At 56.7% G+C, this 15,883-nt stretch carries 12 protein-coding genes and 1 pseudogene; 6 read left to right on the forward strand and 7 right to left on the reverse strand.

Annotation, left to right across the window (positions count from 1 at the left end):
* The first annotated feature begins 50 nt into the window (after nucleotides 1-50).
* The 5 genes from M017_RS0112110 to M017_RS28720 are packed head-to-tail and all read left to right on the forward strand — an operon-like array spanning nucleotide 51 to nucleotide 5,983.
* Nucleotides 51-797 (forward strand): GNAT family N-acetyltransferase, encoded by a 747-nt coding sequence (locus M017_RS0112110; RefSeq protein WP_337588909.1) that lies wholly within the window; start codon nucleotides 51-53, stop codon nucleotides 795-797.
* Nucleotides 794-1,906: a GNAT family N-acetyltransferase gene (locus tag M017_RS0112115; protein WP_031498189.1), complete on the forward strand. Its 1,113-nt coding sequence runs from the start codon at nucleotides 794-796 to the stop codon at nucleotides 1,904-1,906. The genes M017_RS0112110 and M017_RS0112115 overlap by 4 nt, the downstream gene beginning before the upstream one ends.
* A gap of 19 nt (nucleotides 1,907-1,925) precedes the next feature.
* On the forward strand, nucleotides 1,926-2,828 hold the full coding sequence (locus tag M017_RS0112120; protein ID WP_272945402.1) for a polysaccharide biosynthesis/export family protein: 903 nt from the start codon (nucleotides 1,926-1,928) through the stop codon (nucleotides 2,826-2,828).
* 20 nt (nucleotides 2,829-2,848) lie between these two features.
* Complete coding sequence (locus M017_RS0112125) at nucleotides 2,849-4,000, forward strand: DegT/DnrJ/EryC1/StrS family aminotransferase (RefSeq protein ID WP_031498193.1); 1,152 nt, start codon at nucleotides 2,849-2,851, stop codon at nucleotides 3,998-4,000.
* 18 nt (nucleotides 4,001-4,018) lie between these two features.
* Nucleotides 4,019-5,983 (forward strand): polysaccharide biosynthesis protein, encoded by a 1,965-nt coding sequence (locus M017_RS28720; protein WP_238325872.1) that lies wholly within the window; start codon nucleotides 4,019-4,021, stop codon nucleotides 5,981-5,983.
* Nucleotides 5,984-6,142: 159 nt separating this feature from the next.
* Here M017_RS28720 and M017_RS0112135 read toward each other — a convergent pair whose 3' ends face one another.
* From M017_RS0112135 to M017_RS30735, 3 genes and pseudogenes are all read right to left on the reverse strand, one after another.
* Nucleotides 6,143-8,365 carry a xanthine dehydrogenase family protein molybdopterin-binding subunit gene (locus tag M017_RS0112135; RefSeq protein ID WP_238325873.1) on the reverse strand — a complete coding sequence of 741 codons (2,223 nt, stop codon included), beginning with the start codon at nucleotides 8,363-8,365 and terminating at the stop codon, nucleotides 6,143-6,145.
* A 14-nt stretch (nucleotides 8,366-8,379) separates the two neighbouring features.
* Complete coding sequence (locus tag M017_RS0112140; protein ID WP_031498199.1) at nucleotides 8,380-8,850, reverse strand: (2Fe-2S)-binding protein; 471 nt, start codon at nucleotides 8,848-8,850, stop codon at nucleotides 8,380-8,382.
* A 195-nt stretch (nucleotides 8,851-9,045) separates the two neighbouring features.
* Nucleotides 9,046-9,191 (reverse strand): annotated as a pseudogene (locus M017_RS30735) (aldo/keto reductase); the annotation flags it as partial.
* 150 nt (nucleotides 9,192-9,341) lie between these two features.
* On the opposite strand from M017_RS30735, the gene M017_RS0112145 reads away from it, so the two are divergent.
* Nucleotides 9,342-10,277: an AraC family transcriptional regulator gene (locus M017_RS0112145; RefSeq protein WP_031498201.1), complete on the forward strand. Its 936-nt coding sequence runs from the start codon at nucleotides 9,342-9,344 to the stop codon at nucleotides 10,275-10,277.
* A 35-nt stretch (nucleotides 10,278-10,312) separates the two neighbouring features.
* Here the strand turns inward: M017_RS0112145 and M017_RS0112150 are convergent, their stop codons facing one another.
* From M017_RS0112150 to M017_RS30245, 4 genes are all read right to left on the reverse strand, one after another.
* Nucleotides 10,313-13,444, reverse strand: a complete 3,132-nt coding sequence (locus tag M017_RS0112150; RefSeq protein ID WP_031498203.1) for a TonB-dependent receptor — start codon at nucleotides 13,442-13,444, stop codon at nucleotides 10,313-10,315.
* 8 nt (nucleotides 13,445-13,452) lie between these two features.
* Nucleotides 13,453-14,643 (reverse strand): hypothetical protein, encoded by a 1,191-nt coding sequence (locus M017_RS0112155; protein ID WP_031498205.1) that lies wholly within the window; start codon nucleotides 14,641-14,643, stop codon nucleotides 13,453-13,455.
* Between the two features lies 1 nt (nucleotide 14,644).
* The gene (locus M017_RS28725) at nucleotides 14,645-15,139 is read right to left on the reverse strand and encodes a cytochrome c-type biogenesis protein CcmH (RefSeq protein ID WP_080507688.1); all 495 of its coding nucleotides are present in this window, start codon (nucleotides 15,137-15,139) and stop codon (nucleotides 14,645-14,647) included.
* A gap of 513 nt (nucleotides 15,140-15,652) precedes the next feature.
* Nucleotides 15,653-15,853, reverse strand: a complete 201-nt coding sequence (locus M017_RS30245; protein WP_031498209.1) for a hypothetical protein — start codon at nucleotides 15,851-15,853, stop codon at nucleotides 15,653-15,655.
* Nucleotides 15,854-15,883 lie beyond the last annotated feature (30 nt).

The raw sequence follows: 15,883 nt of genomic DNA on the forward strand, positions 1-15,883 counted from the left end.
GGTACACAGCACCGGCACAGACGGGAGATGGAGCACAGCTTGTGAAGCAGATGCGGTCGGTTCTGAAACCGGAAACAATCAACTTTTCGATTTGGTCCGCGCCGAACGCAGACGAGTATCTGGAAGAGCAACTCGAACGGGAACGTCACGAGCGAGACTACCAATTCATCGTCATGCGAAAAGGCACGGAGATCGGTGGATTTATTAGTGGGCGGCTGCTAGAGGGATCGATCTTTGTGGACAGCACGTATCTTGGTGAGAACTTACGGAAGCTACAGCTCGGAGCTCTCCTGATCTACAACGGGGTGGAGACTCTTGCTCGTGAAGCTTCGACGAGTTTAGTCCAGTTTGACGTTTTCGAATCGGAACGAGTCTTACGAGCCTGGTACCGACGATTAACAGCACGAGAACAATCTCGCCGTGGATGGTGGCGAATTCCGCCACTCGCGCCGGTCTCGAGGAACTACAAAATTAGCGGCCTGGAAGAATCAGCAGCCCAACGAACTCGCTGGGGTTTTTCAACGATTCAGATCACAACTTCCCGAGCGAGCTATGTCGTTGGATATCTTCCCAACGCCTACTTCCGAATCACCGATCCACAAGGAGTGGATGACGGCGAACTGCACACGGCTTTACACGAAGTGGATCCGGCACGGGAAATTCTTTTTCTGGGCCCTCGCGATGTTTCTCTCCCACCGGAAAACTTGCTTGCAACCTCAATTCGGCTCCAGGTGGGGGTCGGCGCGTTTTTGGAAGCTCTCCGCAAATCCATACCCTCTGCGAGGTTGGCTTCATGAATACCCGTATTTTGCAAGCGTCCGACCCGGAATGGACCGAACTTCTGCGATCGATTCCTCATGATTTTTACCACACAGCGGCCTATCATGCTTTTTCCGAGAGAGTGGGCGAGGGCGACGCGCGAATGGCAGTAGCTGACGAAGCCGACCGGTGTTTTGTCTGGCCGTATCTCCAACGTCGGGCCCAAGCCGCCGGGTGCGATCCTTCCGCTCAGTGGTTCGATGTTCATTCGGTTTATGGCTATCCAGGTCCTTTGACCAACTCCCACGCTGATCCGGCATTCATCGGCAGAGCCGTGCGGTCCGTCCTGGCCCGTTGGCAGGAGGAAGGCGTGGTCTCGGTGTTTTCTCGCTTTCACCCTCTCTTGGGGAACTCCTCCATATTGCGGCAGGCAGGATTCGCCGATGCTGTCGTTTCGAATGGCCGAACCGTTGCTTTGGACCTCACCCAGAGTACGGAACAGTTCCGCGCTCAATATCCGATCTCCCTTCGTCAACGCCTGAATCGGGCAGAGCGGCTCGGTGTGACTACGACGGTGGATGAGGACTTCGAACATTTGGATCAGTTCATCGATTTCTACTACGCGACGATGGACCGAAACGCCGCCTCGGAGGGATATTACTTCCCACGATCCTACTTCCATGCATTGGTCAGAGACATTGCACCGCACATGAAGCTTCTCCTGACTCGGATTCAAGGACAAGTAGCTGTTGCTTCTCTGTTTAGTGCGTGCGGAACCATAGCGCAAGCGCACTTCATTATGACCAATCCAGAGTTTATGGCGCTCTCGCCTTCGAAGTCTGCGATAGATCACGCTCGCATCTGGGCTGCAGAACAAGGCTGTTTGCGCCTGCATCTTGGCGGAGGTCGAGGTGGAGATTCCGACAGCTTATTCCGCTTTAAGGCCGAATTCTCACCTTGCCACTTCGACTTTGATACATGCCGGCTCATAGTCAATCAGGATGCGTATTCCGAGCTTTCGGGCGAACGCGCGGCGGCGGCAAGTGCCCTCTGTTTCTCAGCAGATGCGCCAGCCTATTTCCCCGCATACCGGGCTGCGCTTCCTACGGCGAAGGTGAGTAGCAACGAGGTGGTCCATGCTTTTTAACTATTTGTTCGTTTGTGGGATGTGCCTGGCAGCTACGGTGCCTCCTGTTTCTTATCGTCTCGGGCCGAAGGACATGGTACGCACGCGCGTTACCGAGGTTCCGGACTTGAAGGATATTGAGGTGCAAGTCTCGACGGACGGGGAGATCACACTTCCATTAATTGGGCGACTGCCTGTGGCAGGACTGACGATGAATGAAGCCGAAACTCTGATCCGCAAAGAGCTAAAACGATACATCCTGGAACCGATCGTTAGTTTCTCTGTTACCGGCTATAGCAGCCAACCTGTTTCGGTTCTCGGCGCCGTAAGAAACCCTGGTGTTCTGCAACTGCAGGGAGGAAAAACGCTTACCGAGATTCTGGCGATGGCAGGTGGGCTGAAAGATGACGCGGGGCATGCGGTAGTCGTATCTCGCGAGAAATCGAATGGCCCGATTCCCATTCCAGGTTCTCGAGAGGACAACGACGCCCAGCGTTACGTCGCAGATATTCCACTCCGCGAATTAATGGAGAATCGCAATGGCTCTTTGGACATTAACATCGCAGCGAATGACGTCATCACGATTCTACGTAGCGAACTTATCTATGTCATCGGTTCTGTCAAAAAGCCAGGAGGTTATGTACTCGGCGATCTGAGGACGATGCCTGTACTGCAGGCGGTAGCGCTGGCTGAAGGACTCACCTCGATGGCCGCACCAAACCGCGCCCGCATCTTGCGGCGGCAACCAGGCAACCCGGAGCGGATGGAAATTGCCACTGATCTCAAAAAGATGCTCTCGAAAGGAGAGGCCGAACTTCAATTGGAGTCCGGAGACATTCTCGTCGTGCCAGATAGCACGATGCGAAAAATCAGCATACGGACCATCGAAGCGCTTGTTCAGACGGGGTCCGGCGTCACGATATGGCGGAGTGCGCGTCCGTAGTTCATCCCAAGGAAAACACCATGAATGTTCCTCTCTCCTCACCTGACATTTCCGTTGCAGAGCGGGCCGCAGTGCTCGATGTCCTCAGCGGAAACACCATTAGCTTGGGTCCCCGTCTGCCTGAATTTGAGGATGCGATCGCCGCTGCTACGGGGGCTCCGTTCGCTGTCGCGGTCAACAGCGGGACCAGTGCGTTACATCTCGCAGTGAAGGCGTTGAATATCGGACCCGGTGATGAGGTCATCACCAGCTCCTTTAGTTTTGTTGCCTCGACGAACTGCTTCCTCTATGAGGGCGCGATCCCTCGATTCGTTGATATTGACCCGGTAAGCTATGACATGTCGCCCGAAGCGATTGAGTCAGCGATCACAAGTCGTACTCGGGCGATTCTTCCGATCCATGTATTCGGTCGCCCATGCCGCATGAAGGCCATCATGGATATTGCCCGAAAGCACGGGTTGGCCGTCATCGAGGATTCCTGTGAAGCACTCGGCGCCACCGTTGAGGGACGCTCGGCCGGGACGTGGGGAGATGCCGGCGTATTCGCCTTCTATCCGAATAAGCAAATTACTACTGGCGAAGGCGGCATTCTCGTCACTGCGGACGAAAAGATTGCTCAGCTCGCACGAAGTCTGAGAAATCAAGGCCGCGGACAAGATTCATCGTGGCTCCACCATGAGCGCTTGGGCTACAACTACAGGCTGAGTGATATTAACTGTGCGATGGGAACCGTGCAGGTCTCCCGGCTATCAGAAATATTACAGCGCCGCGCCGCTGTAGCGGCACTCTGGGACGAGAAGTTGGCCCGACTGACAGAGTTCGTCCGGCCTAGCCTAGCATCTCCCTATGGCGACATCAGCTGGTTTGTATATGTAGTGCGGCTCCAGCCGGAATTTAGCCGGGCGGATCGGGACTCGATTCTCGCCGGACTGCGGGCCAACGGTATTGGGTGCAATAACTACTTCTCGCCCATTCACCAACAACCTTATATTCGTGAGTCGTTCGGCGAGTCTCAGGGGGCGCTGCCGATTACGGAATCGGTGGCCGATCGAACCATTGCCTTGCCGTTTTTTAATCACTTGACGGGTGAGCAGATTGACCAGGTTGTCGATGTCCTTGAGGCTCTGGTCCATCAGTGTCCCTCGCGGTGCCTTTCAGTGTCGTTCGCCTAACCGGTTATGGAGAATCTCATGGTCTTTCTCAATATTACTTTCTCACGGCTATTACTTCTCGGCGCGGCCCTTCTGAGTGCCCTTTTATTCAAAGATAATTTTCAGTTGCATGATCAGTTCTGGTGGCAGTTTTTCCAGGTTCTGGCAGTTCTCGTTCCGGTAAAGATGCTCCTCTTGTACCTGCATCGGGCTCCCCACAGTGTCACCCATGCTTCGCTTCGCGATCTATCGCGGACAGCGAGTTCCTTGGTGTGGGCTGTTGCTGTTCTGTCACTGATCGCAATTTTCGTGAGATCCGTTCCTGTCGATCTCGGGACATTGCTGATCGACGGCATTATATCTTTCGGACTTCTGGCGTTACCTGCAATGCTTCCGAGGTTGCGTAACGAGTTGTCTCGGGGAGCAACGCCATCTGCCTCGGCGAGTCGTATCTTAATTTACGGCGCCGGTTCGGCCGGATACCGTCTCTCCGAGGAAATCAGGCAAGAAGTCGGGTCCCGTTATGTCGTGGCGGGATTCCTCGACGATGATGAGTCTCTCAGGCATCAATCTTTTAACGGAATTGCCGTACTCGGTACGGGCCGCCAGGCTGCCATAGTCGTGGACCGGGCCCGTCGATCGAAGAAGCCGATCGACCAGATCCTGATCGCGATGCCCTGTGGAAACCCGGAGCAGATTCGGACTGCGGTGGCCAACTGTCGCGCCGCCGGAGTGAATTGCAGTGTGCTTCCAGCGATCGACCAGATTCTTGACGGTGCGGTTCTGTTGAAACAATTGCGAACGCCAAACGCGGAGGATCTTCTCTGCCGCGAGGCTGTGTGCTTGCGGGATGAGACCGTGCTGAATTCCATCAAAGGGCATTGCATTCTTGTAACGGGGGGAGCAGGGTCTATTGGCTCCGAACTCTGCCGGCAACTCGCTGGCGCCGAACCCAGCCGGTTGATTATCTTTGACCAATCCGAGAGCGATCTTCATCGAATCTGCCTGGAGCTGGAGGATCGTTTTCCTCACCTTGATCTTGTTCCGGAATTGGGTTCAATTCGCGATAAAGCTAGAATCGATGCTATTTTCCGAGCGAATTCGGTTCATGCAGTGTTTCATGCGGCAGCATACAAACACGTTCCCATGCTCGAGAATCATGTGGCGCAAGCTCTGCGGAACAATGTCCTCGGGACCTGGAACTTAGCCCAGTCGGCGCTTTCCTTCAGAGTGCCGAAGTTTCTGATGGTTTCCTCTGATAAGGCCGTTCGGCCCACAAACGTCATGGGTGCGACCAAGCGGATTGCGGAGCTCATCGTCGGTGCTATGTCCAATGAGCACAGCCGATTCACCTCTGTGCGCTTTGGAAACGTACTTGGCAGCAATGGGAGTGTCATTCCCACATTCCAGCGGCAGCTGGAGAAGGGGGGGCCACTGACAGTGACCCATCCGGATGTGACCAGATATTTCATGTCAATTCCGGAAGCTGCAAACCTCGTTCTCCACGCGTTTACGATGGGCACTGGTTCCGAAATCTTCGTTTTGGAGATGGGGCGCCCGATGAAGATCGTCGATTTGGCAAAGCAGATGATTCGACTGTCGGGTCGGATGGAAGGAGAAGACGTTCAGATTCGCTTCATTGGATTGCGTCCTGGAGAAAAGATGTACGAGGAACTCTCGTTGGAGAATGAAAACGTCATGGCGACGACCCACGAGAAAATTCGAATCTACCGCAACGCTCCCTATCCGAAACAGGCAATGATGACCTGGATTGACGAGTTGCGTCTGCTTTTAGCAGACGAAGAGAAGGCGATCTGTGATCGCGATCTCCGCCTGCACATGCGGCGACTCGTGCCGGAGTGGCAGACGCCCTGTGGGGAATCCCTGAATGTGGGGTTAGATCAGTCTTCGAGCCTAAGCTCAGCACTCGTTGGCGAGCGAGGAAAATTCCGGGAAACAGCGCTCTCTGATTTACTGAGACCTTTGGAACACTTGCCCCATTGAGGGCGAGTTCACGAGACGAGGGTAGTGAAGCACGAGCGGACATGGTTCAGATGTCGCAACGTGTGGCGGAATGCCTTTGCCCGTTCGCTGGGCATTCGCTGATACAAGGAAGAGGCTCGTGTTGAGTCATAGCATGAGAAAGCCTTGCATAACAGGTCCTTATACGAAACTGAACCCTTGTTTCGTGATGGGCATGGTCCGAATGCGTTCGCCAGTAGCGGAGAACACCGCATTTGTAACTGCTGGGAGAATCGGCGGGAGGGCCGGTTCGCCGAGGCCCGTCGGCGGATTGTTGGTCTTGAGGAAATGAACCTCAACCGGGGGGGCCTGCGACATCTTCAGCCAAGGGTGTTGATGATAGTTGGATTGCACGACGCGCCCTTCCTTGAGTGTGATCTCTTGCATCATTTCGCTTAGGCCATCGATTACCGCTCCTTGCACCTGGCTTTCTGCTGCACTCGGATTGATGATCTGGCTACCGATGTCCCCCGCCACCCACACCTGATTGACCTTGAGTTTCTTGTTCGCGCTGACTGCGACCTCAGCTACTTCGGCAAAGTACCCGCGATGGCTATAGTGGAAAGCGATTCCGAGTGCGGTCCCTTTCGGCAGATTGCGCTTTCCCCAGCCGGACTTTTCCGCAGCGAGTTGGATGACGTCGCTCATGCGTGAAGGATTGAGGCCCATTGCCCGTGGGGCTCCGCGTCCTGCTTCCGGGGGCGCAGGCAGTGCCATCTTGAGGAGATCCAGACGGAACTGCACCGGATCTTTGCCGGCGGCGTGCGCGAGTTCGTCAAGGAAAGATTGCATCACCCACGCGATACTGTTCGAGCCCGGAGCCCGCAGTGCTCCAGTCTTCAACCCAAGAGGCATGGTCGATGCTTGAACCAAGAAGTTCTGGACATAACCTGCAGGAAGCTCGCCGGGGTTAAACCCGCCGTCGTGAACAAATGCGTTCTCTTCGCCGTAGGCGATGAAGTGGTCCTTCCAGGCTACGAGTTTCCCGCTGGGATCGATGGCGGCCTTGAGATACTGAAATCCACCGCAGCGATAATAGTCATGCCGGATATCGTCCTCACGGCTCCAGACCAGCTTGACGGGAGCGCCAACGGTCTTCGAGATCCAGGCCGCTTCGCACATGGAATCGTTGTAGGCCCGACGTCCGAATCCTCCGCCCCCACGCACCATGTGTAGCGTAATCTCTGCTTCGGGAATCCCGAGCAGGCGGGAAACTGCTGTGCGTCCGGGCGCTGGAAACTGGCTGGTTGACCAGATTTCCATTTTCCCTTCCTTGTAGTGCGCCGTGCAGTTTTGTGGCTCCATGGTGCCGTGTGCGATGAAGGGAAAGACGTAGGGCGCTTCCACTACTTTCACGTCGTCACGCTGAAAGACTGCTTCGGCGTTGCCATCATTGCGCAGCGTCCGCGCTGCGGATTGTTTGGATAACTCTTCGGCCCTCTTGGCGTTGGCGTCGCTGTCTTGCGTCGCCCATTTGCCGAAGTCCCATTTCACTTGCAGCTTTCGTCTGGCAGATTGGGCGGCCCACCAACTGTCAGCTACGATCGCCACGCCGGCTTCAAAGCCCGGTCCTTCGAAGAGATAGTTCGGATAGCTACTCGAAGACGGGATCCCATCGACGAGGAAAGCGTGCTTGACGCCCTTCATCGCGCGGATTGCGTCGAGATTCGCGCTGACCACTTTCCCACCCAGGACCGGTGTCTTCTCGAACGTCGCGTACAGCATGCCAGGCACGGTCACATCGATCCCAAAGATCGGCTTTCCAGTTACGATCGCTCTGGTTTCTACGCCGGGCGTGCTTGTGCCGATGATCGTGTAATTCTTCGGATCCTTGAGCGGAAGAGATGCAAACGCCGGGACAGGCATTGTGACGGCCTTTGCGGCGAGTTCCCCGTAGCCGGAGGAGCGGCCAGAAGCGCGGTGGTGCACAATGCCAGAAGCCGTGGAGCACTCTTCTGCAGTGACGCCCCATGTTTGCGCCGCCGCCGCGACCAGCATGTGCCGCATCGACGCGCCGATCCGGCGCATCGGCTCCCACTGGGTTGGCGTGGCGGAACTTCCGCCAGTGATCTGCCCGCCGTACTTCGGCGCGACACCCGAGCGCACAATCCGAACTGCCTTCCAGTCCACATCGAGCTCTTCAGCGATCAGCATCGGCAGCAGGTTTAAGGTGCCTTGTCCCAACTCCTGATTCGTCGCAACGAGAGTCGCCGTTCCATCGGGGGCAATGCTTACAAAGTCCACGGGTGACAGCGTCTGGCTCGCCCCCCTCGGACTTTGACCCTTCAGTTCTTTGGGGTACAGGCCGAGCATGAAGCCACCCCCGGCAATCGCGGAGGCGCGCAAGAGAAAACGTCGGTTCATCTTCATATGGGCTCCTAGCGCTTCGTCGCGCTCGTGCTCAATTCTGCCGCTTTGTGCACGGCTGCGCGAATTCTCTGATAGGTGCCACAACGGCACAGATTGCCATTCATTGCGGAGTCGATTTGCACATCCGTAGGGTTCGGAGTCTTGGCTAATAATGCGCACGCCGTCATGATCTGGCCGGCTTGGCAGTAACCGCATTGCGGGACATCGATTGCTTCCCACGCCTGCTGCACCGGATGCGTTCCATTGGAGGAAATGCCCTCGATCGTCGTGATCACTTTGCCTGCCCCGTCCGATGCCTTCGTCACGCAGGATCGAGTTGGTTCGCCATTGATGTGGATGGTGCAAGCGCCGCAGAGGCCCATGCCGCACCCGAATTTGGTGCCCTTGAGATTCAGCTCATCCCGAAGCAGCCAAAGCAATGGCATCTCGGGATCGCCGTCAAATCGTTGTGTTTTTCCATTAATTGTCAGCGTGATCATTGCGCTCCTCTTGCTTGGGATGTCTGTTCAAATTACGACCGGTGAAGTGCCGGGACGAGTCAGCCCTTGAGTTTCCAATGCTCGGAACCAGACGATAGCGAACTGAGGTTTCATCATCACTCCCCTGGGGCTACAATTCTTGGCGGGTGGGCCGGAACAAGATCTCGTTGATGTCCACCGCTTCCGGCTGCTTCATCGCGTAACTGCAGTACGAAGGACTCCGATCATCTCCTGTCTGTCCTGCGGCGAGCCGTATCCGAAGCTCATTAGCTCATTCCCATGCAGCCGAGTCCGAGCGCTGAGACTTCCAGGCTGCTCTTTCCGAGAATCCGCTTGGGCATATCGGGTACTGTCACAGCTTCAGAGTAAGTTTCTATCTTCTGGAGGCGTTACCCCAATCCTCTCTAGTTTTTGCCTAATTCTCTCGATTGCTGGCGTCTCTCTGTTCTTGATCTCCAGGGAGACGCTATCCTGCAAGAGAGCAGGACGGCATGAAGAACCAGAAAACAGATGCCTTGCGAGTTGCAGAACAGGTGGCTGCGCGCCGCTGTGAGCTCGCTCAAAAAATTTCTCAACACATGGGATCGGCAGAGAAAATGACAACCGTCGTCCCGGGTCTGACCTTGCACCAGCGGACTGGACCGACGCCACCGTGTGTAGTCGCCTATGTCCCAGGCCTGATTGTGATGGCACAAGGCCGCAAGCGGGTGGAGCTCGGTCCGAAGACGTTCTTCTATAATGAATCGCACTATCTTCTAACCTCGTTGGATTTGCCAAGTATCAGTCAAGTGATCGAGGCCAGCCCAGAACGTCCTGCTCTTGCTTTCGCGCTGAAGCTTGAACTGCCGATCGTCCGGGAGATCCTCATGAGAGAAGAGGTGCCTCTCCCGGACTCGCCAGCTGATAGCTCGGCAATGACTACCGGTGAAGTGACGGCAGAGTTACTCAACGCCTGTTGCCGATTGATGGATCTTCTCGCGACTCCGAAGGATGCACCTTTTCTGGGTGGGTTAATCCAACGCGAGATCATTTACCGCGTTCTGCAGCAGCCCGAGGGGGCACGATTACGCGCGATTACTACCCATGGGGAACAGAGCCATCGCACGGCCCAAGCCATCGCGTGGCTAAAGGCAAACTACGAAAAGCCGCTCAAGGTTGAGGATCTTGCGCAGATGGCGCGGATGGGTGTTTCCACGTTTCATCATCACTTTCGCGAGATGACGGCAATGAGTCCTGTGCAGTATCAGAAGCAACTCAGGCTTCAGGCGGCACGAGCACAAATGCTCACCGATGATCTCGATGCGAGCAGTGCCGCCATCAAGGTCGGTTACGAAAGTGTCAGCCAGTTTAACCGCGAGTACAGCCGCTTGTTCGGTCTGCCACCCATGCGCGACATTCGGGCACTGCGTTCGTCCGACTCGACTTAGGGTTGGGGCGATTTGGCGGGGGAGAGGTCCCCCCGCTAGAATTGCACCCGAAGGGCCAGTTGTAGCGAACGGGGCCCTCCCACTTGAAACTGCGGATTCTGGCCACCGGTGACACCTGTACTCAAAATGGCTGTGGAGCGTCCGAAGTTCGTGCTGGTCATCACTCCGGTGGGATTCCCAAAGTTCGGAGTATTCAGGAGATTGAAGGCATCGGCCCGGAAATCAAGCCCTACCGTTTCGGTAAGGCGGAATCGCCGGCGGATCGAGAGGTCCACTTGGTGCAGGTTGAATCCACGCAGGACATTTCGTCCGAGTGTCCCTTGGCGGCCTTGTGCTTGGGGAGTGGTGGCATCAAACGCGTTGCGATTGAAGATCCTGCCTCCGGGGTAGCCATCGCCAAACAGATAGAGAGGTTGACCGGCAACGTAGTCCGGGCGTGAGACGCTCGTGATTCCAAGACCCAGCGCGTCCCGTCCCGTGACCACCAATACGGGAAGTGCGCTTCGCAGACGGACGATCGAATCCAAGGCAAAGCCTCCCAGAAGCGCCTTCGCGGCTCGATTCGAAAAGGGCGCCGGAATCTCGTAGCTTGCTGAGCCACTGAAGGTGTGGCGCGAGTCGAAGGACGAAGGCCCCCGGTCGGTGGCCACAGAGTAACGGGTGTTCGGTGGCAGGAAGTTCGAAGTCGACTCATCGGAAGATGTGTCCAAGGATTTGGACCATGTATAGGACAAGAGCGCCTGGAGCCCCCGGGTCATGCGCCGCTTGAATTGGGCTTGCAGAGAGTTGTAGTCGGAGTAGGCTGTACTGCTGACCGCGTCGATGCGAGTGAAGTTCGGATTCTGTAGCACGGCGGGGAGCAGACTTTCCATGCGGCCTAGATTTCTGCCGGCCGCGCCAACATAGCTCAACGAGAGCGCATTCGATCCGCCGAGCGGATGCTCGATGGCCAGGCTGTATTGATAGGTACGGGGAGCCGCATAGTCACGATAGAAGGAGAATAGACGAGGATAGGGCGGATTGGTATTGAGGGGCGGTACTTCGGCGAAGAAGACGGCATCCTGAATCGGAGTATTGGCGACCGTGCGGCTTCTGGCAAAGGGGTAGAGCGTCGGGCTCAGGGCGGTACCAAGAAGTGTATAGCCCAAATCGTAGAAGATACCGAATCCCGCCCGGATCACTGTGCCGCGATGAGAGAGCGGTTGGTAGGCAACGCCAATGCGTGGCGCGAAGTTCTTCTTGAGCGTGCCGTAGAATGGAGTCCCTACCGGGGCCAGCGTCGCGCTGCTGGGGTTCTCGATTCCTGTCACCGTACGCGCTGCGGTATTCGATGGCGCAGGATTCAAGTCCCAACGCAATCCATAGGTGAGCGTCAGCCGGGGAGCGACTCTCCAGGCATCTTGCGCAAAGGCGGAGAAGTTCTGATAGCGGGGCTCCAGGAAGCCGGGGATTTGCGTGATCGTGGCGCTGGGCACGATGCCGGTAGCGAGCTGCGTGAGAGTTGGGACGCTGAGCGTCTTGCCATACTCTCGCCCGCCGATCGTGGGCGCCAACCGGCGATAGTCCACGCCGAACTTCAGCGCATGGGTGCCCTGATTCCAACTTACTGTGTCGACGATATTGATCTGCCGCTGGGTATTGCGGCTGAAGGTTCCTGGGCTGATCGTGTTCTCATCATTCCCGCCGATGGTGAGGTAATAGAGAGCTTTGGATGGATCGGTAAAGCCAGGAAACAAGATGTCGTTCGAGAGCAGCTTTGCTCCTCCGAAGGTGTCCTGCACATAGATCTGCGCCGCCATGGATTGGCTGTAATTGAAGCGAAGGTCGTTGTTGAGGGATGGACTCAAGACCGCGGTGCTGCCGAGGGTGAGCGTCTTGGTCTCGTTGGGCAGTTTTGCGATGAAGCTCGCTGTGGCATAGCGGGCTCGTTCCTGGCCCTCGGATGGTGCGTAGTTGAACCTGCCAAAAACCGTCACGCGTGAGGACAAGGAGTGATCCAGTCGGAAACTTGTGGCGTTCAGCGTAGAAGGGTTGGAGAAGCCAGCCGTATAGGGCGTCTCTAAGGGAGCATCGGCAAAGGGCGCTGCGACAGGCAGCGGATATGCCTCAAGCAGGCTCTTTACGGCACCGGTCGCATTCTGGCGCGCAGCAAGAGAAGGCACGCGAGCGCCGGTGAGGACCACCGGCTGGATGAGACGAAGTCCCTCGTAGGATACGAAGAAGAACGTGCGATTGCGTCCGTCATAAAGCTTGGGAATCAACAGCGGCCCTCCGACTGTAAACCCGAAGTCGTTCTGTCGTAAGGCGGGCCGCTTGATGCCGTTGAAGTTGCCGAACCAGCTATTGGCGTCGAGCTTGTCGTTCCGAAAGTAGTTGAAGGCGCTCCCGTGCAGCACATTCGTGCCGGAGCGGGTGACAATCGCGACTTGCGCACCCGGTTGGCGGCCATACTCGGGCGCGTAGGTGGAGGTCTGGATGGTGAACTCCTGTACGGCGTCGACCGATGCCAGAGAACTCGTGCCGCCCTGTGCGGAGAAAGAAGGCACACTGCCACCGGCGCCTTCGTAGGTCGAGGTGGCTGACGGTAGCCCGAAGTTTGCGCTGACGCCATCGACGCTGAATGCATTTGCGCCGGGCCGCTGTCCGTTTACAGAAAACTGGCCTTGCGATGCAAGACTCGCCGCTGTGACCACGACGCCGGGCGACAACTGGATGAGTGACTGGAAGCTTCGTCCGTTGAGCGGCTGGTTCTCGATAAACTTGCGGTCCACGCTAGTGGCGACGGAGGGCGACTCTCGAACCAACGGCGCTTCATCGTTGACGACAACGGTTTCGTCTCGTTGGGCCACCAAGAGGCGGATCCGCACCGCGCGTTGATCGTCGGCATTCATGACCAGCCCGGTGAGCCTGGATTTTTGGAAACCGGAGTGGTCCACCAGGATTTCGTAGGTGCTGGGGGCGAGTTGAGGAAACAAAAAGGCGCCGGAAGCATTTGCGACGGCCTTCCGTTCCAGGCCTCTTGCGGGATCGATGAGGGTCACCGTTACGGAGGGAATCACCGAGTCCTGAGGATCCACGATCACGCCACTCAGTGTTGCGGTGGAGGTCTGCGCTTCTAATGTGAGGATGGCGGTGGCAATCAGAGCCACCCAAGTAAGAACTCTCATTTGTGTCTCTATTTCTCTGTTTTCAATTGGGTCGTTGTCAGTAAGGCTGTGCGGACTTTTTGGTCGCGCCACGCCACTAGAATCTGTTCGCCAGTTACAGCGAGCTTCGGGAATCCGGCGGCGCGTCCGATCGGAACTCGCGCTACGACAAGCGGCTCAGACGTAACACCGTTTCCCTGGATACGCTTGATTCGCAGTTCATTCTGGTTGGCATCGAGCTTCTCCAGCCAAACAACGAAAAACTCGCTGCTACCGGCCGCCACGATCGAAGGCCGCCCCAAGGGATTGCCGGAGTCCAAACGAATTGGTTGGGAGAAATGCTCGCCATTGTCACTGGAAAGTGTGACTTGAACTTTCGGCGCCTCGCCCGCGCGGGTGAGCCAGGCAATGGCTACCTGCGAACCAGCGGTTGCTAGCGACGGCCCATCGGTGGGGCACCCATTGATCTTCCAGCCATCATCGTGGAGTGTGCGCGGCTTGGTCCAAACACCATCGACCTGGCGGATGACGGCGATGTCCCGAATTTCTCCTGGTTGATGATCGCGATAAGCGGCAATGAGCCCACGCGGTGTCCTGCCAATCGTGGTTGGGCAGCAAGAACAGGCGTCCGCGTCCACTTCTCCTTCGTCTTTCACTTTTCCTTGCTTGTCAAAGACGATCTGCCGGACTGTTTTCCGATGCCCGTGCTCTTGTCCAGCCACGGCGGAATCGTGTTGTCCGGGTGGGGCTAGAAAGAGGGCAGTCGCTTCGCCGGGAGCGAAGCTGAGAAAGCCAGCGTAGTCCGAGGGGTTGCCAAGACTCATTCCATGAATCTCGCGCCAGGGCGCCGTGCCAGCCTGTTTCTGCGCGACGCGAATTCCGTAACCATACGAGCTGCCACCGTCCGTCCGCGTGAGCCAGTGCGCAAACATTGAACTGTCAGGCAGTATGGTGAGGGCAGGGAAATCGGCCCAATTCGCAAACCAGTTCGTGCCGCGGGCAATCGTTTCAGGTTCAGCCCACGCCGATCCCGTCCAGCGTGAGAAGCGGAGGGCGTGCTCCTTGGGTCCAATGGTGTCGGTCCAGGAGAGATACACCGTGCCATTGGGTCCCTTTGTCAGAGAGGCCATGCCACTGTCAGATGCAGCCGGCGGATCGATACGCCGTATCTCCGCAAAGCCAAGGGCGGCCAGGGCAATCAGTAAAGAAACTCTTTTCATTTCAAATCTCCTCGAACTCCGGTAATAGGGGCAGCGCCGTGTGGACGGGGGATGGCTCGTTGCGATGGACTGCCAAGGATCGACGTAGGAACAACGCAATCGCGGCGAGTCCGGCGGCAATGCCCACCAGTGGAATCCAACGCAGCCATTGCAGACGCGCTCCTTCCGGCATCGAGAGGATACGCAGGGAATACCGGTCGACCAAGCTTCGTTTCATGTCTTCATCGGAGCGACCCGCTGCTACCGCATGGCGGAGTTCTGTACGAAGCTCGTCCGCCTTTGGTGATTGGTGATGTAGCAGGTTTTCGCGCCAGCAGCATGGTGCGATGAAGCTGGCAAATAATCTTTCAAGGCGCGGGTCACCGTTGGCGGCGTTCGCGAATAGACTTGGCGCCAGGCAAAGCAGCGCTAAAAACAGCCTTTTCATTGGCGTGCATTGTGTCCCGTAACGATTGGGTGCACGCGACGATGTATGGAATACACGTCTGGCATTCATAGATATGGATTTCCTCAAAAAGTCTGAAACTCACTCGGGATGTGGGGATTGAAGCCACAAACCGGTTCACAGCTGGGTGTGTCGAGAGATTTGTTGAGGAGGAGGCCGCTGGAAGAGTCCAAACCAGCGTTTGCATGGCGGGGAAGGGATGACGCGCAGTACTGCAGGTTGGCCAATCGCAACTGGCGCGTAGGGAAGCAATCGCGGACTTGCATTCAGGGACCATTGGACCTGCGAGGCCGGCGTGGCTTGGCGGCAACTGGGCGGGCAGCTTCTTGCTTTGAGAAGCATGCCACCGCTCTTGAGGGCATGGCTCTTGCGGCAGCAAGTCTTCTTCGCGCGGCAGCATGTGGCGCCGCATCTGTTGGCAGGGGCAGTGACAAGGAGAGAGAGGCTCACGTTTGACACCAACAGAAATAGGGCAATCAGCATGGTGCTGATTGCCTTTCCGAAGATGTTGGTGGAACGCGGCGACATGGGATTATCTTTTCTGCGCGAGGTTTGGCGTCAGAGTCAAAATGAAAGTCCTAGGATGCTGAGTGCAGCGAGATGGAGCCAGGCATCGGCAAGGGCCTCGGAGTTGTCCTTCTTCTTGATCGGCACCTCTGCTGCCATCAGAAGTGCTGCCAGAAACCATTGGGGTGCCAGCGCACGTTCATCCGTTCTCAGGCGCGCTCTCGCGACCGCCCATGCAAATACAGGAACCCCTCGCATTGGTTCACTCCTTGTTGAATTCATTGGCAA

Origin of the sequence: Bryobacter aggregatus MPL3 (genome assembly GCF_000702445.1) — a bacterium.
Classification (GTDB): Bacteria; Acidobacteriota; Terriglobia; order Bryobacterales; family Bryobacteraceae; genus Bryobacter; species Bryobacter aggregatus.

What these genes read in the sequence shown, in the direction of transcription:
- M017_RS0112110 (WP_337588909.1), top strand. Translation starts at nt 51, where the DNA reads ATGCGGTCGGTTCTGAAACCGGAAACAATCAACTTTTCGATTTGGTCC.
- M017_RS0112115 (WP_031498189.1), top strand. Translation starts at nt 794, where the DNA reads ATGAATACCCGTATTTTGCAAGCGTCCGACCCGGAATGGACCGAACTT.
- M017_RS0112120 (WP_272945402.1), top strand. Translation starts at nt 1,926, where the DNA reads ATGTGCCTGGCAGCTACGGTGCCTCCTGTTTCTTATCGTCTCGGGCCG.
- M017_RS0112125 (WP_031498193.1), top strand. Translation starts at nt 2,849, where the DNA reads ATGAATGTTCCTCTCTCCTCACCTGACATTTCCGTTGCAGAGCGGGCC.
- M017_RS28720 (WP_238325872.1), top strand. Translation starts at nt 4,019, where the DNA reads ATGGTCTTTCTCAATATTACTTTCTCACGGCTATTACTTCTCGGCGCG.
- M017_RS0112135 (WP_238325873.1), bottom strand. Translation starts at nt 8,365, where the DNA reads ATGAACCGACGTTTTCTCTTGCGCGCCTCCGCGATTGCCGGGGGTGGC.
- M017_RS0112140 (WP_031498199.1), bottom strand. Translation starts at nt 8,850, where the DNA reads ATGATCACGCTGACAATTAATGGAAAAACACAACGATTTGACGGCGAT.
- M017_RS0112145 (WP_031498201.1), top strand. Translation starts at nt 9,342, where the DNA reads ATGAAGAACCAGAAAACAGATGCCTTGCGAGTTGCAGAACAGGTGGCT.
- M017_RS0112150 (WP_031498203.1), bottom strand. Translation starts at nt 13,444, where the DNA reads ATGAGAGTTCTTACTTGGGTGGCTCTGATTGCCACCGCCATCCTCACA.
- M017_RS0112155 (WP_031498205.1), bottom strand. Translation starts at nt 14,643, where the DNA reads ATGAAAAGAGTTTCTTTACTGATTGCCCTGGCCGCCCTTGGCTTTGCG.
- M017_RS28725 (WP_080507688.1), bottom strand. Translation starts at nt 15,139, where the DNA reads ATGAATGCCAGACGTGTATTCCATACATCGTCGCGTGCACCCAATCGT.
- M017_RS30245 (WP_031498209.1), bottom strand. Translation starts at nt 15,853, where the DNA reads ATGCGAGGGGTTCCTGTATTTGCATGGGCGGTCGCGAGAGCGCGCCTG.